Here is a 21,166-nt window from a genome sequence, read left to right as displayed (position 1 = left end):
AAGTGCGAACACCTGCAGGTGTTCGCAGTTCTGTTTGTGGTGTGAGCGATACTCAAGATGCAACCCATTTGGGCCGGGAAGCGGCTATTATCGGCTTCACGGGTCGGCCAGATGCCTGTCGGCAGGTTGTCAAGGCTGATTTGTATGTGCAGCCTCGGGCGTTGCTTGTCCCTGGGGCTGCAATGTACAATGAACCAGGAAATGGAGGGGGGTTTCGAGAGATGAAGACTGCAGTATTTTACAGGTCCTTCCTAGGCACGACGAAGAAATACGCGGAATGGCTGCACGGAGAGGTGGAATCAGACATCTTCAGAGCCGGTAAGCTCAGCAAAACCAGACTCGCTGAATACGACCTCGTCATTCTCTGTTCCGGCACCTATGCGGGGTGGATCAGCATGCGGGGTCTCCTGAAGAAGTGGTGGAGTACCCTGCGCGGCAAGAAGGTGGTCCTCCTCGTGGTTGGAATGGTGCCTCCTGAAGACCCTGAGAGCACCGCCGCCTACCTCAAGATACCGGAGCACATCAGGCAGGAGGTCAAGTACTTCAAGTTGCCGGGGACGATAGGCTCTGGAAACAGGGAGCAGGTCAAGAAGGAGAACCTCCAGCCTGTGGTCGAGTACATCCACTCGCTTGCTGGCGGGTCTGATGCGTGAGTCCGCAAGGTAGGCAGCCAGAGAGACAGATAAGTGTAATGGATAAGGAAAAGGCGATACGGAGCTTCCTGGAGCATGTGGACCGGCTACCCCGGTTGCCTCTGGTCACCGACATAGAGATGGATGCCCTCTTCGGAGAGGAGGTGGCGGCGGCGCTGGCGCAGTTGGACCGTCATAACCAGGCAGAACAGATGTGCCTGCAATGCGAGAGTCGGTGCTGCCAGGTGTGCCAATGCGAACTCTACACCCCGCAGTTCAGCCGCTGTCCTATTCAGGAGTTCCGGCCTGTTCTCTGTCGGCTCCACTTCTGCAACAGGTTTCGTGTTGCCGGTAGTACGCTCATGGATGAGCTTGGCGACATTTTCTTCGATAGTCTGCTGGCTGCCGACCGCGAAGGTAACCCCGGAGTAAGGCTGTTTGAGAGTCCGCCGCTGTCGATAGCTGCTCCTGGTCTTATTGCGGCGACCTCTCCGTGGATGCAGGCGCTACGGGAAGGCACGGCAGACCCCGAACAAGTCGAGAAGGCAGTGCGCTGGGAAGCGGAGAAGTACCGTACCGTGGTTGAAGTGGGGGCGCCGGGCGACTGACCGGAGTTCGTCTCTCTACCTGCGTGCTTCCTGCCGAACGTCCTGGCAGGGTGATGAAAAACCCTTTCGACCAACCCCACTATATCTGGGGGACACCGGCAGAATCTGGTTTCGGATTCTGCTAACGTCATTCTGTAAGAATGACGCCCAGACCCCCCCGCCAAAGGGAGCGCCCCTTCTGAGGGGCGCCTCTTGCTCTGTGCCCTGCTACGCTTCCTGCTGCTTCAGTCGTCTGGTGCTGAAAGTAACCACTACAAGCATGAGCACAATAAGCCCCGCCAGAATGGAGACCTCAAAGACGATGTCCGACCAGGTACCGCCCCGCTGGCTGATTTCCACAACCGGCTGAATAATATAGTATGTGGGGAATATATTGCCAATCCACTGCGGTATCTGGGGGAACATATAGACAAAAACCGGTGCATAGAGCAGTATTCCGATTCCCTTGATGGTAGCGAATAGTGTATTGATATCCTTGACCAGTGCCCCGAGCACCAGGCCGAATAACGCTGCCAGCACGGCGCCCAGGCCGAGCACTATCATCAGTAACCCGGTCTGTACTCCAAAGGCCTGGTTCATGAGCAAGATGACAATACTCATCACCAGTGCCAGGATTACGCCCATCAGTCCCTTTGCGGCGAGAATATCTCCCAGCGTGGTCGGTGTGATTGCCAGTGCTGTAAGTGTACGTTTCTGTTTTTCGTCCACTATAAGACTTGCCGGTACCATCGTGCCACCTATGGTCACGGCGTAGAGGAGCACAAACGGGAGCAGGCGGTCGCTCCAGGGCACGCTCTGAGCATCACCCAGTGTGGTGGTTTCAATTTGGACCGGCACTTCCTGACCAGCCAGTTGGCGCACGGCGCTGTTAATACTTGCCAGCAGGATACCGCGGTTCTTGGCCAGGCTCTCACCCCACACGTAGGCAGGCAGGACTATGGAGTTTCCACTTAATGCGTCCTCGTCGAAATTATCAGGTAAAGACACCCCCATGTCCACGGCGCCGACCTCGACTGCCTTCCTGAGGTCGTCAGCCGAGGCGTAGGTGCGGGTCTGCACCGAATCCGATGCCGATACCAGGTCCACCAGCCGGGAATTACCCTGGTCGTTGATGCCCAGCTTCGCCGTTTGTGAGAAGAAGGTGCCAAATACCAGGTTAAGGACGAGGGAGATTAAGATCGGGGCGACGATTGCCATGATGAATATAAAGCCTTTTGAGCCATACTTGAAGTCTTTCCCCAGCAGGATAGCTACTCTTCGGACGCTCATCTCAATTTCCTCCCCAGCACCGTGATTCCGAGCCACACGAAAACGATATCAAAACTGAGCAGTATCAACAGGTTATCCCAGATGTCACTCCACCCGGCATTGAAGTTCGCAGCCTGGTAGACGGCATCAACGAGATAATAGGACGGTACTGCCCTGACCCAATCCGAGACCGTTCCGGGGGCCAGCACACCGAATGCAGGCACGCTCAGGACGATTAACGCCGGAAAGCCCCACGCCATGACCGTCGTCATTTCCTTGCTGCCGGATGCCACCAGGAAACCGATGCCGGTTACCATGATTGCACCGAGTAACAATGCCACGATAATGATGAGTGGCTGCTGGTTCAGTCCACCGGTGACTGCCATGAACAGCAAGACCTGGATAAACGCCAGACTAGTGCCCATTATCAGCTTGGCTGCAAAGAGACCTCGTATCGTCATCGGTGTAATCAGCAGCGCCTGGACGGTGCGACCAACGACCTCGCTGCTTATCAGGCTGGCCAGACCGAGCATCTCCATCATCAGTATAATAACGGCCAACATCGGTAACAGGCGGTCTCGCATCGGGATTTGAATACCGACCATGTCTCGTCCGAGCACCTCCGGCGAGACCCGGACGCTCAACATCTGCCCGGTCTGGAGATATGCCATCTCCTCGAGCAGGACCGTAATGGAGTCCTGCAGTTCCTCCGGCGTGTCCGTGCCGAAATAGACATCAAGTTGGCCTTTATCTCCCGACATCAGTTTGTCCATGAAGTCGGGCGGGACGACCACGCCGGCGAGGTATTCGCCACCGACAACCGCCTCCTTGAGCTGCTCTTCACTTTCCATGAGCACAAGCTCCAGCCCCTGGCTTCCCGCCTGCTCCAGTATCGGAGGCAGTACCGGGGCATAGACGGCCATCTCCAGTGTCTCGTCAACCGTCTGTGGCATCACGAAATAGATGACAATATAGGCCACCAGTGCCAGAACGGTAATAAAAGCAAAGAAGCGGTTTCTGAAATAAAGCTTGAAGTCCTTGGCAATGAGTGCCCTGACAATCTGCCAGTTCATCCCACCAGCCCCCGTCCGGTAATTTCGATGAAGATGTCTTCCAGACTGGCTTCTTCGCTGTGCACGGTAATCACTCGCTCCTTACTGAAGAGACCCTGGACGTCACCTGCCGTCTCCGGCTTGTCCAGGATGACCTCACGGTTGTCAAGCCCGCCGTCCGGCCTGGCTACCTCTACCCTGAGTGCCCGCTTGCCGTACTGCTGCTTGAGGTTGTGCGGCGTGTCCAGGACCACTATCTTTCCGTTATCGACAAAGGCCACGCGGTCGGATAGCTTGTCGGCTTCCATCATGTCGTGGGTGGTCAGGAAAACGGTTGCCCCCCGTTCCCGTTCCTGGAGGATGATGTTGCGGATGGTCTCTGACGACGTCGGGTCGAGGCCTTCCGTCGGTTCGTCGAGAAAGAGGATGCTGGGTCGGTTCACCAGGGCACGGGCCACCATAAGACGCTGTTTCATGCCCTTGGAATAGCCCTCCACGCGGTCGTGCTCCCGGCCGCCGAGACCGACGCGTTTCAGCAGGGCGTCGGCATCGAAGGGCCTTATACCGAAAAGGCGGGCGAACAGATTCAGGTTCTCCTCGGCGCTCATCTGCTCGTAGAGGTTGGGTAGCTCGAAACAGACACCGATATTACCCTGCACTTTCTCCGGGTTTCGGGCAACGTCTATTCCCAGCAGCGTTGCCTGGCCGCCCTTGGGTTGGAGTTGTCCGGTGAGCATCTTGACCGTGGTGGACTTGCCGGCACCGTTGGGACCGAGGAAACCGAGGATTTCACCTTCGGCCACCTTGAAGCTGATATCATCTACCGCCAGCAGCTGACCGTAGCTGTAGATCAGGTTTTGGGCAATTATCGCGTCTCCGGCCATTTGTTCTCCTTTCCTTTTCCGGCTTCACATAAGTGTAGAAATTGAAATAAAGCGGTACATTTAGTACATATCATAAACTAACCTCTTGACTTTGTCAATAGAAATTTGTATAATTTGTAGTGAAATAGTACAGAGAGTATGGAATATGCTCTTTGGTTAGTGATATGAACGGTTTCGAGCGCCGCAAGGAACAGAAGAGGGAGAGCATCCGCCACGCTGCCCTGGAGCTTTTTAAGAGCTTCGGCACGAAGAAGGTTAGCGTGAACGACATCGCGGCTAAGGCCGGGGTATCACCGGTGACGATATATAACCATTTTGGCAGCAAGCAGGGACTGATACGTGATGTGGTGAAGTGGCTTCTGGCAACAATAGTGTCCGAATACAAGGCAATCATCTACAGTGACCGTCCCTATCTGGAGCGGTGGGAGCAGATGCTGTTTCAGAAAGGCGAGATGCGCCATGCCTATCATGGTGAACTGCTGCAGACTATTCTCTCTACCGACCCGGAAATCAGGCAGTTTGTGGATGCGGAGATGCAGGGCAGTATTGCCCAGCTATGGATGGACCTTATTGCTGAGGGCAAGCAGGAGGGTTTCATTCGTCCTGACATGACTCCAGAGGCGATACTTCTCTATGTCGAGATGTTCCGCAGTCTGGCAGATAGGCGTCCCGATCTCTACATCAGGCTCATAGAGGATGACAGCCTGTTCCGTGACTTCTCTCGGATTTTCCTATATGGTCTCATGGGCAAGGAGGCGGAGCCGGACCTGCTCCGGGCCATGCGGGGTGACAGGCAGTAGGCGTTGCTGCTCCGGTCCATGTTGGTGTGGTTGTGGGGGTATGGTATAAATAGGAGAGCCAGGCCGGAACCGTCTGCCTCTCGGTGTATCTGTCGAAGTCCACTGTTTGTGTGATACTCTTACCGTCGCATCGTATGATTCAAGTGGAGAGGAAAACAGAACTGCAAAGGAGAAGCGAAAATGACTGTAAGATTGGCCACCGTATGCACACTGATAACTATCCCGCTGCTACTGGGAGCCTGCTCCTCGGGGGTGGTGACTGTGGAGGTATCCTGCGATGATTTCATGGAGCAACAGCACCTCAGCAAGCAGGTGGAAGTCGGCATTGGCGAGACGTTCACGGTGACTCTGTGTTCCAACGCTTCTACGGGTTTCCAATGGGTAGAACCAGCGCAGGTCAGTGACAAGGGTATCTTGCGCCAGACAGGCCACGAGTTCATTGCGCCCGGGGAAAAAGATGGTGAACCCCCCGCTCCCGGGGCCGCAGGCCAGCAACAGTGGACCTTCGAGACACTCAGGAAAGGCACCACCGAAGTATCCATGGAATACAGTCGCCCGTGGGAAGGTGGCGAGAAGGGTGAGTGGACATTCACGCTGACTGTCGTTGTGAAGTAGGGTCTGGCGAAGACCGATATTACCTCCCATGCCCCCGTCGTTGAAAAGATATGGTCCGGTTCCTTGACAAAAGGGGCCGGGCCACTTACATTGTCTATCACCGGATAGTATCCCTGCCGGGTTGTCATGATGGACGGCCTGGGAATGCCGGAGACTAACAGGAGGAGGTAGCCAGTAAATGGACGTGGTTGAAGCAATCCGTCAGCGGAAGAGCATCAGGGGCTTCAAGCCGGATACCGTACCGGAAGAGACCCTGAGGAAGATAATAGAGGTTGCCCTGCGCGCCCCTTCGTGGGCGAACACCCAGCCCTGGGAGTTCGCCATCGTGCGCGGGGGGAAACTGGAAGAGATTCGGCAGGCTTTCGTGGAGAAGGCACAGGCAACAGAACCGACAAACCCGGACCTGGCGGCTCCGACCGGATTCCCCGAACCGTTCGACGGCCGTCGCCGTGCCGTGGGCCGGAAGCTCTTCGAGATAATGGATATTGGCCGGGAGGACCGTGAGAAGAGAGCATGGTGGGGGTTGCAGGGGTTGAAGCTGTTCGAGGCCCCGGTGGTCATCTATATCTACACCGACCGTACCTTCTACTCGCAGGAAGGGGGCTTGAACGTCTGGCCGGTGTTTGACTGCGGCTTGGTTGCACAGAACATCATGCTCCTTGCCGTGGAGTACGGCCTGGGGACCATCCCGGCAATCCAGGCGGTCATGTACCCGGATGTCCTGAGGAACGTGCTGGAAATACCGGATTCAAAGCTGATTGTCCTCGGGATAGCCATCGGCTACCCTGACCCGGAGTCCCCGACGGACCGGTTCACTTCCGAGAGGGAGCCCCTTGATAATGTAACCGAATGGTACGGGTTCGACTAGGAACTACGTCGGTGCTTGACCTCACAGAGACAGACCGGTTCGATAGCCGTCATCGATAGCTTCCCTGATTCGCCGCGGCTCGGCGGAATCCCCGATACGGAGGATTTCGGGCACCTTGTCTTCAAGGGCTCTGCTAAGCTCGTCATTCGGCCTGTAACCGACGGCTATCACTACGGAGTCCGCCGATATCGTCTGCTTTTCGCCTTCAGCAGTTGTGACCGTTACGGCATCGTCATGTATCTCTTCGCAGGTTACCTGAGTATGCAGGGATACGCTCTTCTCTCTCAGGCCATCCATGAGGCGTCGTCTGACCATCGGGGAGACATCTGCGGCCATCCTCTTCAGCATTTCAATAATAGTAACCGTTTTACCTTGCTCCACCAGGAAGTGTCCGGTCTCACAGCCGACCATCCCTCCACCGATGATGACCACGTTCTGTCCTGCGGTAGCTCTCCCGGAGAGTACATCCTGGGCAGTGGCAACGTTTGCTCCTTCTATACCGGGGATATCCGGCACTATCGGCAGGCCGCCGGTGGCAATGACCACGGTATCCGGTCCGACCTCCGCAATTGCCTCAGGGGTTGCTTCTGTGCTGACGCGGACATCGACGCCGGCCTCTGCCAGTCGGTCGGACATATATTTTATCAACAGGGCAATGTCCTCTTTGTAGGGTGGCAGGGCGGCTATCGTGAGCTGTCCTCCAACGGTGGGGTCTTCCTCAAACAGCACCACGCGGTGGCCTCTACGGGCAGCAACCCTGGCGGCTTCCATTCCCGCCGGCCCCCCGCCAACCACCACCACTTTCTTCACTTGAGAGGCGGGCGTGATTTCGTATTCCCTTTCATGTCCCATGGCGGCGTTGACGGCACAGGCGCAACCGCGTCCCTCTGATACCGGACGTTCGATGCAGTCCATGCAGTTGATGCAGGGGGTGATTTCACTAAATCGTCCCTCGGCGGCTTTGTTGGGTAACTCGGGGTCGGCCATGAGGCGTCTGCCGATGGCGATGAAGTCGGCCTTGCCCTCTGCCAGGACACTCTCTCCCAGCTCGGCATCGAGCCTGCCCACGGCGATTACGGGTACCTGCGTGGTCTTCTTCACCCTCTCGGCAAGTGGCACCAGAAATCCCGGTCGGTCCGATATCGGTGCCCGTATGGCCGAGGAACCGGCACCGTATCCCGATACGTGTATCGCCTGGGCACCGGCTTCGACCAGCATCGGTACTATCTGCTCGGTCTCTTCGATGGTGACGCCGTTCTCGATACCGAACTCCTGGCCGTTGAGCCGTGGCCAGATGGGGAACTCAGGCCCTGCCGCCTCCCTGGTGGCCCTGATAATCTCGACCAGGAACCTTGCCCTTTTTTCAGCCGTACCACCGTACTCGTCCTGGCGCTGGTTGGTGGACGCGGAGAGGAACGAAGCGACCAGGTACTGGTGGGCGCCGTGTAACTCAACGCCGTCGCAACCGGCTTCCTTTGCCCGCCGCGTTGCGCTGGCGAACCATTCTACTATTCGGGCAATCTCGCCGGTAGTCAGTTCGTGGGTTGGCTTGCCTGAGATGCCCATGACACGCGCCGGTACCATGACGGGTGACGGACCGACCTGTATCGGAGAGCCGTCCCTGATTTCCCAACTGGAATGCTGTAACTGGACGGCGAGTTTGGCACCGTGGCGGTGGACCGCATCGGCAAGGTCCCTGAAGCCCGGTATATGGCTGTCATCCCCCAGAGTAAGCAGGTAACTGGAAGCCTGGCACTGCAGTGATGGTGCGGTAACCTCGGTGATAATCAGGCCCACGCCGCCCCTGGCCCGTGCTTCATGGTAATCGATAAGCCGCTGGCTGACGTAACCCCCCTCCGCCCCGTAGCCGGTTCCCATCGGCGGCATCACGATTCGGTTCTTCAGTTCCATCCGGCCTATCCGGCCCGGTGCGAAAAGTCCCGGGAAGTTGCTGTTCATTATCAGTACCCCTTTCTGTTCTCGGCGATATCTCCCGGCAGCGATTGCCTGTGCTGCGGTGCGACTATGGTAGCCTTCAGTATACGCGTATTTATGTTACACATCAAAATAAGTCCATGCCAGGGTCTGATTTTGCTGTACTGCTGAAGAATCGTTTCTTGCATGCCGGTAAGGCAGGTACATAGCGGCAATCCTGGTCTCGTTCACATAGGCCGGTGACACTTCAGAAGCTATACGGGTCCGGTCTGCTTCAGGGAATGTCATTGCGAGGAGTTTGGTGAAGCGCCACTGACCCAAGTGGCGCGCAATCTCACGGTGAGAACGAGATTGCCGCGCCCACCTCCTCGCTCAACTCGGAGGTTCGGCTCGCAATGACAGGCTAGTGTAGTGTCTCGTATATATCTTTACGTATGATGGATGTTGATGCCATTCCGGCGCAGGCTGGAATCCAGGGGGCAAACACGTATCCCGGATCGAGTCTAACAGGGTGATGAAAAAGGGGAGTCCAGAGGGGCTTCGCCCCTTCTTAGGGGCCCCGCCTCTTCTGAGAGGCGCTCCTTTTGGCAGGGGTGTCTGGGCGTCATTCTTACAGAATGACGTTAGCAGAATCCGAAACGAGATTCTGCCGGTGTCCCCCAGATATAATCTTTCCCCCCTTCCTCGGTAGGAAGGCTCTTCCTGGACAGGAAGGGGGTCAGGGGTATGGTCGAAAGGGTTTTTCATAGGCTTGCTAGAATGACAGGGACTGTAAAGGCATTTGTAAGACACTACACTAGAACCTTGGCCTGTTACCAATCACCTGAACGAGCATGCAATCTGGACTATGGGATGCGTCAGGGTATAGAATTAGGATATCATATTGTATCGGATATATAGTCGGACCGGTTCCTGCCGAAGCGGATGGGTTGTGAGACCGCGGAGAGGGGCAATATGGAACAACCAGAAAATGTGATTATCACCGAGAGACCCGGTCTCAGGCGTCCTGTTATGGTCTGCGGTATCAGCGGGTGGGTTGACGGCGGAGAGGCTGCCACCGGTAGCGTGGAGTACCTGATACGAAAGCTCTCCGCGAAGGAATTCGCCGAGATACCGATTGACAGGTTTCATATATTTCAGGTGCCGGGGCAGATTGCATCCAGGCCGCAGGTGAAAATCGAGGACGGTGTCATAACCGGACACAGTTTCCATAGCAACCAGTTCTACTACTGGGTAAATCCCGGGTCTGAGAGTGATGTAGTCCTCTTCGATGGCACCGAGCCGAACCTGCACTGGACAGAATTTGCAGATGCCATCCTGCACGTGGTCGGGGAGTTCGGTGTTTCACGGATATATCTTCTCGGTGGTGTGCTGGACAAGACCCCGCATACCAGGGAGCCAAACGTCTCCTGTGCCTGCACCACGTCCGAGCTCAAGGAAGAGATGCTGAAATACGGCGTGCGCTACACCAGCTACGCAGGGCCCAGCCGGTTTGGTACTACCTTGCTCTATATCTGCCAGCAAAGGGGCATCGAGATGGTGAGCCTCACCGCCAGGGCAACCTACTACCCTGAATTCAGTATCGTCATCTCCCACAATCCCAAGACGATACGGGCGATGGTCCGAAGGCTGGACGGCCTGCTTCAGCTTGGCCTTGATGTATCAGACCTGGACCAGGAGGCAGCGGAATTCGAGGAGAAACTGGGGTCAATGGCCAATCGCAGCGCGGAATTCCGCTCCTATCTGGAGAAGCTGGAGAGGGACTACGTTGAGGTGAAATACCAGGAACCCCTGGAGCTATCGGGTGACGAAGCGGTGCGGATTGCCGAGGACCTGCTCCGGGGAAGGACCGAGTAGCAGGGACCTGCCGTCGGTAGCACTGGCCAGGAGCGCCTTCGTACCGGCACCGGCGTTTTGAGCAGAGTAAACGCCCAATAATCCTCTTTCTATTCTGAGTAACCTGCCTTTGCCTTAGCGTTTCCTGTCGTACGCTGTTTCATGCCTGGGTGCCCCTCGTCCGTCTCTGCGACCACGTTTGTCGTCAGGCGTGGCACTGTGATAGCATGAATTATAAGACTTGCAGCAGGAGATTCCATCAATGGCGGAAAGACACCGGTTGGACAGCATGTTTAATCCAGGGTCGGTGGCAGTGGTCGGCGCATCGGCCAGCCCCGGGGCATGGGGTGGAGCGAGTTTCCTGGGGAGACTGCAGAAGCTCCAGTTTGCCGGCTCATTGTATCCCGTGAATCCAAAGGCTACTGAAGTCAACGGGCTCAGGGCATATCCGGATATTAAGTCCATCCCCGAGCCACCGGAGCTTGTCATCATCGCCATTCCCGGACCGGCTGTACCTCAGGTGCTTGAGGACTGTATTACTGCCGGGGTTAAGAACGTACACATCTTCTCCTCGGGGTTTGCCGAGACCGGTCTGGAAGAGGGCCGTCAGCTTGACCGGCAGATTACCGAGATAATCCGGCGTGGCGACTTGCGGGTTGTCGGGCCGAACTGCATGGGACTCTATGTCCCGGCGAGCCGGTTGGCCTACTGGGGGGAGGAACCGGAAGGCAGCGGCTCTGTCGCTTTCCTTTCGCAGAGCGGCGGGCATGGTGAGATGCTCAGCGGGTACGCGCAGAAGCTCGGCGTTTACTTCAGCAAGATGATAAGCTTCGGGAATGCCTGCGGGCTCCAGGCAATTGATTTCCTTGAGTACCTGGCTCAGGACCCGGAAACCAGGATAATCAATATATATCTTGAGGGTATTCGGGATGGCAGCAGGTTTACCCAGCTTGTGAAGAGAGTCAACCGTGTCAAGCCCGTCATCGTTTGGAAGGGTGGACTGACCGAGGGCGGTTCACGGGCAGTGGCCTCCCACACCGGTTCGCTGGCCGGCGAAGAAAAGGTCTGGGACGCCTTCTTTGCCCAGACCGGAGCGGTGAGGGTAAACTCCCTTGAAGAGATTGTGGATGTGACACTGGCCTTTATGCATCTCAAGCCGCCCCGCGGACGGCGCGTGTTGCTGATAGGTGGTGGCGGTGGCAACTCGGTGGCAATGGCGGATATCTGCAGCCGTGAAGGCCTGGAGGTGCCACGACTTACCGAGGAGACGAGGAAGGAATTGAATACCTTCATTCGTCTCGCCGGAAATAGTGCCCGTAATCCGGTTGATGCCTGGATGCTGCAGGAGAATGCTGACCTGTTCCGTCGTGCCCTGGAGATGGCTGTCGCTGACCCGATGATTGATATGGTTATCCTCGACCGCTACGTCTGGAACGAAGATGGCAGGAACCCGGAGCGGTTGCGGAATATGGAGACTGTGGGCGACTTCATAATCGAATTTGCCCGGGAAAACCGGTATGACAAACCGGTGGTAATGGCCTTGAATGCGTCCGCCAACGACCCCAGCGCGGCGGCAACAGCGGCAAGGCTCTGGACAAAGTCCGCCAGGGCCGGCTTGCCTACCTATCTATCCCAGCTTAGCGCTTCAAGGGCGCTATCCCGCTTCGTTGGCTACCACGAGTTCCTGGCAAAAAGTGGCGATGGCGAGGAGTAGCCCGGACGAAGCGGGCTATGTCGGCCTGTCGGGACATTCCTTGCCCGGTCCCTCTGCTCCGGTGCTCATGGAGATATTGCGTTGTTGTTGCTATAATGAGGCCACAGGAATCACCACCATCGGTACGGTCATAGACCGGTACGTGCCACGGAAGAGATGTGACGATTGAATACGCGGAGGTATATGTGAATGCCTGGACCGCTTGAAGGTATCAAGGTGCTTGATTGGACACAGTGGCAGATGGGGACGGTGGCGACGGCCATGTTGGCTGACTATGGCGCAGAGGTAGTCCACATAGAGAACCGCCTCACCGGTGATGCCGGTCGGGGTCTCAAATTCACCGCCCTTGGTGAGATGCCCGAAGGCAAAAACGCTTACTTTGAAATCAACAATCGCGGCAAGAAAAGCATTACCGTTGACCTGACCAAACAGGACGGCAAAGGCATTATTTACCGCCTGGTAAAGAATGCGGATGTATTTGTACACAACTTCAGGCAGGGTGTACCGGAGAAACTCGGAATGGACTACGAGACCATCCGGCAGCACAATCCCAGGATTATCTACGCGGCCGCTTCCGGCTACGGACCGAAGGGACCTGAAGCTAAAGAACCGGCCTTTGACATGATAGGGCTGGCAAGGTCTGGTATAAGTAGTTTTGTCGCCACTCCCGATGACCCTAACTTACCTTTAGGCGGCGGTCTGGCTGACCAGATGGGTGCAGTAATGACAGCTTATGGTATTTTGATGGCCCTTGTAGCACGAGAAAGGCAGGGAGTCGGTCAGAAGCTGGATGTCTCACACCTGGGAAGCATGATTACGCTGCAAAGCCTGAATATCGGTATATTGCAATACCTCATGCCGGACCCTACGGAAGAGATGTTACAAGCTCCCAAGCCAACGCGAAAAAACGCGGGTAACCCGCTGTGGAACTACTACAAGTGCAAGGATGACCGCTGGATTGTGCTGGGTATGCTCCAGCCGGACAGGCAATGGCCAGTGGTCTGCGAAGCGCTGGGGATTCAGCATCTCACCAACGACCCCAAGTACGAGAATCAGGATGTGAGGCGGGAGAACACCGCGGAAATCATTGCCATAATGGATGAGATTTTCCTGACACGGACGGTAGATGATTGGATGAAGCATCTCAAGGAGACCGGAGACATCATCTGCACGCCGATACAGACAATCCGTGACCTGACCAATGACCCACAGGTGATAGCCAATAAATATATAATGGACTACGACCACAAGGCACTTGGCAAGATAAAAGTAAGAGGTCTGCCGGTAGAACTTAGTGAAACACCGGGGAAGATCGTGGCCGAAGCACCTGAATTCGGACAGCATACCGAAGAAGTGCTTATTGAAATGGGGGGCTACACCTGGGAGGAAATCGCCGAGTTAAGGGAAAAGGAAGTTATCTGACGGTCCGGAACCGTATTGGTGACACTAAGCCGAGAGGGAGGATTCTGGCAATGACGCAAGAAACAAAACCGAGGGCACTTAATAGACTGAAGTCGATGTATGAACTGCGTGCCGAGGTCGACAGGATGTACGAGGGTGGTGTCGAGGCAAGTGAAGAAGGAAAACCTGTTGCCTGGGTAATGCTTGAAGGCTGGGCCAACGCTATCCTCAACGCCATGGGCATAAAAACAGTCTTTCCGGAGAACTATAGTAGTCTCTGTGCCGCACAGGGAATGGCGGAACCTTTCATGGAACGTTCGGAGGCCGAGGGTTGGCCTTCTCATCTTTGTGGGTATGCCCGGGCTTCTGTGGGGTACTCCGCCCGGATGTTTGAGTTGGATGGCAAGATTCCGCCGGAAGCTCCCGGAGGTGGTATGCCAAAGCCCACGTTAATGGTAGCATCAGGTCAGACCTGTGATGCCCGTTTCAAATGGTTCCAGTCGCTCGGACGTTTCTTCGACGCTCCGGTCTGGACTCTTGAATCGCCCAGCCCCGGCACCAGGGAAAGGTTATCGCCCGAGACCTATGAGCGCAACGTTCAGTTCCTGGTTAAGGAGTTGAAGGCTTTTGTTGCTTTCCTTGAGAACTTGCTCGGGAAAAAAATGGACTGGGACATGCTGGAGTTTACCGGCGGCGGTACCAATGAAATCAACCGTCTGCGCTGGGAGATAAACGAGTTGCGTAAATCACGTCCCGGACCGATGCATACCCGTGATTTCTGGAGTGTCATGACCGCTGCCCTGTTCCGTGGGGCTGCCGACCCCGAGGTAATAGTCGAGGGCCATAAAAGGATGTACGATGAGGTCAAGGAGCGGGTGGAAAAAGGTATTGCCGGCATCAACCGGCCTGAGAAGTACCGTCTTGCCTTTGAAGGACTGCCGCCCTGGCATACTCTGGGATTTCTTGATGACCTTGCTGAAAGAGGCTGGAACTTTGTTATCGAGAGTGCCTATCGTCCGTTCCGTCCACGAGATATTGACCTCAGCATGATTGATGACCCTATGGAGCGGTACGTGCGCCGACAGTACCGCAGTCTTGAAGAAAGCCTTCATGAGGACTACGAGCCGGACGAAGTGGAAATCATCAAGAACGAGATTCTCTGCGATGGCATGTCCAGTCGGTTGGGTCTTAAGCATATCAGCGATTACCAGGTTGACGGCGTAGTCCTGCACGTACTGCTGACGTGCCGTGCGACATCAGCAGGCCTCAACTTGCTGCAACGGAAAATACTTGACGTATTGAAAGTACCGTCCCTGGTGATTGAAGGGGACATCATCGACGCGAGCGCCTTCAATGCGCCGGAAGCCCTGAGGAAGGCGGAGGCTTTTGAAGAGACGATGGACCATTACCGGAAGGTAAGGAAAGAACTGGGGATGCCGTGGTAATGCCCCTGTAGGGCCCGTATCAAATAGATAGAGTGTACTGCAAGGAGGTTCAATAAATGGCAGTGGAGGTAAATAAGGGACTTGCCCGGGCTATCGAGTTATACCAGGACCGCTCCAGCCGGGCTAAGGAACTACGCGCGGAAGGTAAACATGTGATGGGGTATCTCTGTATTTACCCCGTCCTTGAGATGATGACTGCTCTCGATATCGTACCGTACCGTATTTTTGGAGATTTACACGAACCGGTTACCGAAGCGGATTCGTATATGCCGGCCGTGAATTGCCCATTTCTGCGGAGTTGTCTCGATCTCGGTCTGAAGGGGAAGTATGATTTCCTTGACGGTTTTGTCACCTCGCATATCTGCGACGTAGGTTCGACCTTGAGCGGCATCTGGATTTATGCTATCAAGCCCCCGTTTTCTCATCATATAGATATGCCTCATACACTTCACGACACAGCGCTTGTTCATGAAAAAGGATTGCTTGAAGATTTCAGGAAAGCGCTGGAAGACCACGTTGGGAAGAAAATGACTACCGAAGCGCTTCAAGCAGCAATACAGGCGCATAATGAGCAGCGTGCACTGGTGCGGGAGTTGTATGAGCTTAAAAAACTCGACCCTCCTCTAATATCGGGAGCCGAGACAGTACAGGTGATAAAAGCTATCGAGAGCATCCCTGTCGACGAGGGAAAACAGCTATTGCGTGAGGTTATCAGCGAAGTTAAGGAACGCAAGAACGGTCCGCAGAAGAAGTCAGCCCGGCTTCTGGTATGGGGAAGCATTATTGACGACACGGCAATGATGGAGATGATAGAGGGCCTGGATGCCAATGTTGTCATGGATGATACCTGTGTTGGCAGCCGTCCCTATTTTGAGGATGTAGAACTAACCGACGACCCTCTGAATGGGTTGGCTCAACATTACATGGAAGACATAAAATGTTCGCGTACATTCCGCGTGAATAACTACATGGATGCAAAGAAAGACTACATGAAGGACCTGGAATTCAGGTTCAGCTATCTGAAAGATTATGCCGAACAATGGAAGGCTGACGGCGTGATTATGGAATCGGTACGTTACTGTGATACCCACGGTTATGATGTTCCCGGTGTCCGTGACTACCTCGACGAAGTCGGCTTACCCTGTGTATATCTGGAGCATGACTATACGGAAGGGGCTCTGGCTCCGTTACGAACGAGAGTACAGGGTTTCCTTGAAATTATCAGCTAGTGTAGTGTCTCGTATATATCTTTACGTATGATGGATGTTGATGTCATTCCAGCACAGGCTGGAATCCAGGGGGCAAACACGTATCCCGGAACGAGTCTAACAGGGTGATGAAAAAGGGGGAGTCCAGAGGGGCTTCGCCCCTTCTTAGGGGCGCTCCCTCTTCCGAGAGGGGCCGAAGCCTCCTTTGGCAGGGGTGTCTGGGCGTCATTCTTACAGAATGACGTTAGCAGAATCCGAAACCAGATTCTGCCGGTGTCACCCCAGATATAATCTTTCCCCCCTTCCTGGACAGGAAGGGGGTCAGGGGGATGGTCGAAAGGGTTTTTCATAGGCTTTCTAGAATGACAGGGACTGTAAAGGCATTTGTAAGACACTACACTAGTGGTTCCGCATCTGGTCCCACCGCGCTTACCCGGAGAGGGGGTGATCCACATCTATTTCACCGGGATTGACCTCGGGTCGACCATGACCAAAGTCGTAATCCTGGATGAGGATGAGCAGGTATGTGCCTACGTGGTAAACCATACCGGCGCTGAACATCGTCGTCTGGCCAACAAGGTAATGGAAGAGGTACTGGATGAAGCGGGCCTTTCCATCGAAGATATGTCCTTCATTATGGCTACCGGTTACGGCAGGATAAATGTACCTTTTGCTGACCGGCAGATTACCGAACTGACCTGCCACGCGCGCGGCGTGGCCAGCTTTTTCCCCAATGTCAAACTGGCTATTGATATCGGGGGGCAGGATGCCAAAGGGCTCAAGATAAGGGATGGAAAGTTGCTCGATTTTGTGATGAGTGACAAGTGTGCCGCCGGGACAGGCAGGTTTTTGGAGGTTACGGCCGAGGCACTGGGCCTGAAATTGGAGGACCTGGGACGTATATCCCTTGGTTCAACACAGAAGATATCAGTCAGCAGTACCTGTACTGTCTTCGCCCAGCAGGAGGTGGTCAACCACCTCTCAAACGGTGTACCACTGGAGGACGTGGTAGCCGGTCTCCATGATGCAATCGCAAGTCGGGTAAGCAGGATAGTAAGACGCTTAAAAGTGGAACCGGACGTAGTATTTACCGGGGGTGTCGCCAAGAACATCGGTGTTGTCAAGGCCCTTGAGGAGAGCCTGGGATGCCCGGTATTTATTCCCGAAGAACCGCTTCTCAGCGGGGCAATTGGTGCCGCCATCATCGGTAAGGAACTCACTCTTAAAGCACTGGCTAATGGAGAGACCATTCAAACAGGGGAGCGTCGCCTCGAGGAAGCAACCTTCTTCAAGTAAGGGTTAGATTAACATGGCATACTACATGGGGATAGACATAGGCTCATCGACGAGCAAAGGGGTAATCACCTGCGATGGTAAGTTGGAGGCCTACCACCTGCTCCTTTCCGGGATTAATTACAGGACGGTAGCCCGGAAGCTGGCAGAGGAACTCCTGGAAAAGGCAGGGCTGTCCCGGGAAAATATTGCCTGTACCGTGGCTACCGGTCAGGGTAGTGCCAACGTGGAGTTCAGCGACCGGCAGGTGGTTGATATTCGTTGCTGTGCCCGGGGCATTATCAGCATCTTTCCATCAACGCGGACGGTTATTGATGTCCAGGGGCAATATACGCAGGTGCTGCAACTCAGTGAACAGGGCACGATAGTTAACTTCACCATCAGTGAGAAGTGTGCCAGTGGCAGTGGGCGCTTCCTTGACATAATCGCCAATGTGCTCCAGATAAAGCTTGAGGATATCGGGCCCCTTTCGATGAAATCGCAAAATCCGGTCAAGTTCACCACTGGGTGCGCAGTTTTTGGTGAGTCGGAGGCTGTTTCCCGGGTATCGGAAGGTGTTCCCAGAGAAGATATCCTCGCTGGTGTACACCAGGCTCTCGCTGAAAAGATATCCGCCCTGGTAAACAAGGTTGGGTTGAAAGAGAAATGTGCCATCAGCGGAGGGGGCGCTCTTAACACAGGGCTCATCAAACGGGTGGAAGACAAGCTGGGAGTGGAGCTTCTTGTACCTCCGGAACCGCAGTGCGTAACCGCGCTCGGTGCGGCAGTAATGGCCGAGGAAGCGTGTAAGGTGGAGGGCAGGGCGTGACGCAGGGACCAGAATAAGACCTGACCTTACCTTACTCCCTGTTGGTAGTTATGCCCATCACACCGGTACCACCGTTTCGTGGTTTTTCGTCCGCAGCAACCCGGGAGTACACGCACGCTCTTGTCAAGGGACATATCCCGGGAGATACAAGCCTTCCGGCCCGTCTGGTGTAGCTAACCCGGGTGGGTGCTGTGCCTTGACACATACAGGCAAAGGTGTTAGTCTCGGATGCACGGTCTCGTGCCATGTTCGGGGTGAGGTGCCGGGTGGTGAAGTACCGGGCATGGGCTGGCTTCCGGAAAGGATGTTTCTTGCGTATTCTGCTTATCAGTACGGCACACCCTCTTGACGAGAACCCGCTTCCTCCGCTTTCACTTGCCTATCTTGCCGGGGCGCTGGCGAGAGACGGCTTCGAGGTGCAAATCCTCGATTTCCTGGTGATGCGCTACCGCCCGGAGAAGGTCAGGCAGAAGCTGGAGGAATACCGGCCCCAGCTTGTCGGTGTAACCTGTGTGACGATGAACTACCCGCTAGCCACCGAAATGCTGAAGGTCTGCAAGGAAGTGGACCCCGGCGTCGTGACGGTTATCGGCGGGCCGCATGTCAGCTTTGCCCTGGAAGACACCCTGCTAAAGTCCCCCTGGATTGATGCTGTGGTTATCGGTGAAGGTGACCAGACAGTTGTTGAGCTGGCCCGGGCTGTGGCGGGCGGCGGCAGCATTGCCGGTGTGGCCGGTATCGCCTTTGCCGGAGACGGAGTTGTCGTCAGGACTGAGTCCCGGCCTCTGATACAGGATATTGACGGGCTGGCCCTGCCGGCGCGACATCTGATACCTCTGGTACGATACTACGCCCTGGGGACGCCATGCACTGTGATTACCAGCCGGGGGTGCCCGTACGGCTGTCTGTTCTGCTCGGCAAGTCGCATGTTTGGTCGAAAGGTCCGTTATCGCACTCCCGGGCTGGTGGTGGATGAAATAGAGGGGATAAAGCGTGACTTCAGCTTCAGGGAGATCAACATCGTTGATGACACCTTTACCGTCAACCACGACCATGTTCGTGAGATATGCGAAGAGATACTGAGGCGTAATCTTGACATAATATGGACCGTATACGCCCGGGTGGACAATATGACGGAGGAACTGGTGGCCTTGATGAAGCGAGCGGGCTGCCGGATGATGCTGTTCGGCATAGAATCCGCCGATGAGGGTATTCTCAAGACCATCGGGAAGGGAATCACTCCTGATGTAATGAGGAGGGGAGCAAAGATAGCCACCGATGCCGGGCTTGAGGTCTTCAGCTCTTTCATAATCGGTCTTCCGGGAGAGAACGCGGATACCATCCTGAAGTCCAGGTCCTTTGCTGCTGAGATTAACGAGACCTATGGCGTCCAGTACGGGTATCACATGCTTTCTCCGTTGCCCGGCACAGACCTTTACGAAAAAGCAGCCGACTACGGACTTCGCATCCTCACCACGGACTGGGCGCAGTTCGATGCAAACCATCCCATTGTTGAGACAGCGGATATGAGTTCGCAGATGGCAATTGAGGCAATGGCTTTCTATGAAGAGGTCATTGAAAAGGCCTGGCTTGAAATCAGACGCAGGGCTGAGGCCGGGGACGAGCGTTTTATCGCACGGCTGGAAGGGGAGGAAAGCCGCGAGTTTATCTGGAGTCTGATTCAGGGAGACGTCATCGAGAGTCCGGGTGCCGCGCAAGCGGTCACCGATGCTGATGCGGCTGAGGGAGAGTTGGTCCTTCGTATAACGCAGGCGCTGGGTCAGTCCGCTGATGTCGTGCAGCGGCAGGTGCGTAACCTGGTTGAAAAGGAGTTCCTGCGCCTTTACCGGGAAGGTGATGGCTACTGCTGGCGGTGGAGCGAGGGTTCCGGAGTGGGATAGGACCAGGAGGGGTTGGCGTGTCTTCACGCTCAAGACGCCACTGATTCAGGTGGGGGCGCCCACTCCTGCGGTTACTGGTTAAACACGCGGCGCAGCGACTGGGGGGAGGTCAGCATGGGGAGAGCACAGTGTATCGTTCATCGTGAGAATAGACTACTGATGGTCAAACATCGCCAGGATGGCAAAGAATGGTGGTGCCTGCCCGGTGGTGGTATTGAGCAGGGGGAGACGCCGGTGGAAGCGGCGGTCCGTGAGCTCAGAGAGGAGTGCGGCGTGGTCGGTACGATTGTGCCTGAGGTCAGTGCCTTCGCCTCCTCTCCGCAGGTCAGCTACTACACGTTCCTGGTCGACATTGGTAATCAGGAGCCCCGGCTGGGCACTGACCCGGAGTTCGGAGGCGAGAGTCAGCTTCTTGTCGAGGTGAAGTGGTTGACCCTGGCCGAGGTACCGGAAAGGGACCGGGCTTTCTTGTGGGCGGCTGGTCTTCTTGCCGTAGAGGAGTTTGCCGACGAGGTCATCAGTTGGGGCGACAGCATCAGCTATCCGCAATCGGGCGCACGCTGAGGTGAACCGGCATTTCGCCTGTTTGGCTGCCTCTCCAGTCCTGAACTCGGTGCTACGGCCATCATCTACCGGACATCGTCTCCCGGGCAACAGGCCGGTCCTGGTATCGCTGTTCCTGAGGTGGCGGTGCTGGGCGACATCGTGCGGCGAAAAGGGATGGTCTTCTAGCAGGGTGATGAAAAACCCTTTCGACCAACCCCCGTGCGGCCCTTCTGGGCCGCCTTCCCCTTCCTGGCCAGGAAGAGCCTTCCTACCGAGGAAGGGGGGAAAAATCATATCTGGGGGACACCGGCAGAATCTGGTTTCGGATTCTGCTAACGTCATTCTGTAAGAATGACGCCCAGACACCCCTGC

The 21,166-nt window shown here is 55.6% G+C and carries 19 protein-coding genes; 15 read left to right on the top strand and 4 right to left on the bottom strand.

Annotation, left to right across the window (positions count from 1 at the left end):
- Positions 1-221: 221 nt before the first annotated feature.
- The gene (locus VMW13_03675) at positions 222-653 is read left to right on the top strand and encodes a flavodoxin domain-containing protein (GenBank protein ID HUV43912.1); all 432 of its coding nucleotides are present in this window, start codon (positions 222-224) and stop codon (positions 651-653) included.
- 38 nt (positions 654-691) lie between these two features.
- Positions 692-1,240: a hypothetical protein gene (locus tag VMW13_03670; protein HUV43911.1), complete on the top strand. Its 549-nt coding sequence runs from the start codon at positions 692-694 to the stop codon at positions 1,238-1,240.
- A 207-nt stretch (positions 1,241-1,447) separates the two neighbouring features.
- Here VMW13_03670 and VMW13_03665 read toward each other — a convergent pair whose 3' ends face one another.
- From VMW13_03665 to VMW13_03655, 3 genes are read right to left on the bottom strand one after another with little or no spacing between them, the layout of a single operon-like run.
- Positions 1,448-2,509, bottom strand: coding sequence for an ABC transporter permease (locus VMW13_03665; protein HUV43910.1), 1,062 nt, complete (start codon positions 2,507-2,509; stop codon positions 1,448-1,450).
- Positions 2,506-3,561, bottom strand: a complete 1,056-nt coding sequence (locus VMW13_03660; protein ID HUV43909.1) for an ABC transporter permease — start codon at positions 3,559-3,561, stop codon at positions 2,506-2,508. The genes VMW13_03665 and VMW13_03660 overlap by 4 nt, the downstream gene beginning before the upstream one ends.
- A complete protein-coding gene (locus tag VMW13_03655; GenBank protein ID HUV43908.1) occupies positions 3,558-4,424 on the bottom strand; it encodes an ABC transporter ATP-binding protein in 867 nt (288 codons plus the stop codon). Before VMW13_03655 ends, VMW13_03660 begins: the two co-directional genes overlap by 4 nt.
- A gap of 152 nt (positions 4,425-4,576) precedes the next feature.
- On the opposite strand from VMW13_03655, the gene VMW13_03650 reads away from it, so the two are divergent.
- The 3 genes from VMW13_03650 to VMW13_03640 all read left to right on the top strand — a co-directional run bounded on the left by VMW13_03650 (position 4,577) and on the right by VMW13_03640 (position 6,707).
- Entirely contained in the window at positions 4,577-5,224 is a 648-nt protein-coding gene (locus VMW13_03650) for a TetR/AcrR family transcriptional regulator (protein HUV43907.1), read from the top strand.
- A gap of 180 nt (positions 5,225-5,404) precedes the next feature.
- Positions 5,405-5,839: a protease inhibitor I42 family protein gene (locus VMW13_03645; protein ID HUV43906.1), complete on the top strand. Its 435-nt coding sequence runs from the start codon at positions 5,405-5,407 to the stop codon at positions 5,837-5,839.
- Positions 5,840-6,017: 178 nt separating this feature from the next.
- Positions 6,018-6,707, top strand: a complete 690-nt coding sequence (locus tag VMW13_03640; GenBank protein HUV43905.1) for a nitroreductase — start codon at positions 6,018-6,020, stop codon at positions 6,705-6,707.
- Between the two features lie 21 nt (positions 6,708-6,728).
- Here VMW13_03640 and VMW13_03635 read toward each other — a convergent pair whose 3' ends face one another.
- Positions 6,729-8,666: an FAD-dependent oxidoreductase gene (locus VMW13_03635; protein ID HUV43904.1), complete on the bottom strand. Its 1,938-nt coding sequence runs from the start codon at positions 8,664-8,666 to the stop codon at positions 6,729-6,731.
- Between the two features lie 930 nt (positions 8,667-9,596).
- Between VMW13_03635 and VMW13_03630 the strand changes: the two genes are divergently transcribed.
- The 10 genes from VMW13_03630 to VMW13_03585 all read left to right on the top strand — a co-directional run bounded on the left by VMW13_03630 (position 9,597) and on the right by VMW13_03585 (position 20,812).
- A complete protein-coding gene (locus tag VMW13_03630) occupies positions 9,597-10,499 on the top strand; it encodes a PAC2 family protein (GenBank protein ID HUV43903.1) in 903 nt (300 codons plus the stop codon).
- Between the two features lie 241 nt (positions 10,500-10,740).
- Positions 10,741-12,192 carry a CoA-binding protein gene (locus VMW13_03625; protein ID HUV43902.1) on the top strand — a complete coding sequence of 484 codons (1,452 nt, stop codon included), beginning with the start codon at positions 10,741-10,743 and terminating at the stop codon, positions 12,190-12,192.
- Positions 12,179-12,361 carry a hypothetical protein gene (locus VMW13_03620; GenBank protein ID HUV43901.1) on the top strand — a complete coding sequence of 61 codons (183 nt, stop codon included), beginning with the start codon at positions 12,179-12,181 and terminating at the stop codon, positions 12,359-12,361. Before VMW13_03625 ends, VMW13_03620 begins: the two co-directional genes overlap by 14 nt.
- Before the next feature lie 20 nt (positions 12,362-12,381).
- A complete protein-coding gene (locus VMW13_03615) occupies positions 12,382-13,614 on the top strand; it encodes a CoA transferase (protein HUV43900.1) in 1,233 nt (410 codons plus the stop codon).
- A gap of 50 nt (positions 13,615-13,664) precedes the next feature.
- Positions 13,665-15,038: a 2-hydroxyacyl-CoA dehydratase family protein gene (locus VMW13_03610; GenBank protein HUV43899.1), complete on the top strand. Its 1,374-nt coding sequence runs from the start codon at positions 13,665-13,667 to the stop codon at positions 15,036-15,038.
- Positions 15,039-15,094: 56 nt separating this feature from the next.
- Complete coding sequence (locus tag VMW13_03605; protein HUV43898.1) at positions 15,095-16,267, top strand: 2-hydroxyacyl-CoA dehydratase family protein; 1,173 nt, start codon at positions 15,095-15,097, stop codon at positions 16,265-16,267.
- 423 nt (positions 16,268-16,690) lie between these two features.
- Complete coding sequence (locus VMW13_03600) at positions 16,691-17,542, top strand: acyl-CoA dehydratase activase (protein ID HUV43897.1); 852 nt, start codon at positions 16,691-16,693, stop codon at positions 17,540-17,542.
- A 13-nt stretch (positions 17,543-17,555) separates the two neighbouring features.
- Complete coding sequence (locus VMW13_03595) at positions 17,556-18,347, top strand: acyl-CoA dehydratase activase (GenBank protein ID HUV43896.1); 792 nt, start codon at positions 17,556-17,558, stop codon at positions 18,345-18,347.
- A gap of 311 nt (positions 18,348-18,658) precedes the next feature.
- Positions 18,659-20,248 (top strand): radical SAM protein, encoded by a 1,590-nt coding sequence (locus VMW13_03590; protein HUV43895.1) that lies wholly within the window; start codon positions 18,659-18,661, stop codon positions 20,246-20,248.
- A 114-nt stretch (positions 20,249-20,362) separates the two neighbouring features.
- Complete coding sequence (locus VMW13_03585) at positions 20,363-20,812, top strand: NUDIX hydrolase (GenBank protein ID HUV43894.1); 450 nt, start codon at positions 20,363-20,365, stop codon at positions 20,810-20,812.
- Positions 20,813-21,166 lie beyond the last annotated feature (354 nt).

This window comes from Dehalococcoidales bacterium, assembly GCA_035529395.1.
Classification (GTDB): Bacteria; Chloroflexota; Dehalococcoidia; order Dehalococcoidales; family Fen-1064; genus DUES01.
Note: the sequence above shows the minus strand (reverse complement) of the source record. Positions and strands in the feature narration are given on the sequence as shown.

What these genes read in the sequence shown, in the direction of transcription:
- VMW13_03675 (HUV43912.1), top strand. Translation starts at nt 222, where the DNA reads ATGAAGACTGCAGTATTTTACAGGTCCTTCCTAGGCACGACGAAGAAA.
- VMW13_03670 (HUV43911.1), top strand. Translation starts at nt 692, where the DNA reads ATGGATAAGGAAAAGGCGATACGGAGCTTCCTGGAGCATGTGGACCGG.
- VMW13_03665 (HUV43910.1), bottom strand. Translation starts at nt 2,509, where the DNA reads ATGAGCGTCCGAAGAGTAGCTATCCTGCTGGGGAAAGACTTCAAGTAT.
- VMW13_03660 (HUV43909.1), bottom strand. Translation starts at nt 3,561, where the DNA reads ATGAACTGGCAGATTGTCAGGGCACTCATTGCCAAGGACTTCAAGCTT.
- VMW13_03655 (HUV43908.1), bottom strand. Translation starts at nt 4,424, where the DNA reads ATGGCCGGAGACGCGATAATTGCCCAAAACCTGATCTACAGCTACGGT.
- VMW13_03645 (HUV43906.1), top strand. Translation starts at nt 5,405, where the DNA reads ATGACTGTAAGATTGGCCACCGTATGCACACTGATAACTATCCCGCTG.
- VMW13_03640 (HUV43905.1), top strand. Translation starts at nt 6,018, where the DNA reads ATGGACGTGGTTGAAGCAATCCGTCAGCGGAAGAGCATCAGGGGCTTC.
- VMW13_03635 (HUV43904.1), bottom strand. Translation starts at nt 8,666, where the DNA reads ATGAACAGCAACTTCCCGGGACTTTTCGCACCGGGCCGGATAGGCCGG.
- VMW13_03630 (HUV43903.1), top strand. Translation starts at nt 9,597, where the DNA reads ATGGAACAACCAGAAAATGTGATTATCACCGAGAGACCCGGTCTCAGG.
- VMW13_03625 (HUV43902.1), top strand. Translation starts at nt 10,741, where the DNA reads ATGGCGGAAAGACACCGGTTGGACAGCATGTTTAATCCAGGGTCGGTG.
- VMW13_03620 (HUV43901.1), top strand. Translation starts at nt 12,179, where the DNA reads ATGGCGAGGAGTAGCCCGGACGAAGCGGGCTATGTCGGCCTGTCGGGA.
- VMW13_03615 (HUV43900.1), top strand. Translation starts at nt 12,382, where the DNA reads ATGCCTGGACCGCTTGAAGGTATCAAGGTGCTTGATTGGACACAGTGG.
- VMW13_03610 (HUV43899.1), top strand. Translation starts at nt 13,665, where the DNA reads ATGACGCAAGAAACAAAACCGAGGGCACTTAATAGACTGAAGTCGATG.
- VMW13_03605 (HUV43898.1), top strand. Translation starts at nt 15,095, where the DNA reads ATGGCAGTGGAGGTAAATAAGGGACTTGCCCGGGCTATCGAGTTATAC.
- VMW13_03595 (HUV43896.1), top strand. Translation starts at nt 17,556, where the DNA reads ATGGCATACTACATGGGGATAGACATAGGCTCATCGACGAGCAAAGGG.
- VMW13_03585 (HUV43894.1), top strand. Translation starts at nt 20,363, where the DNA reads ATGGGGAGAGCACAGTGTATCGTTCATCGTGAGAATAGACTACTGATG.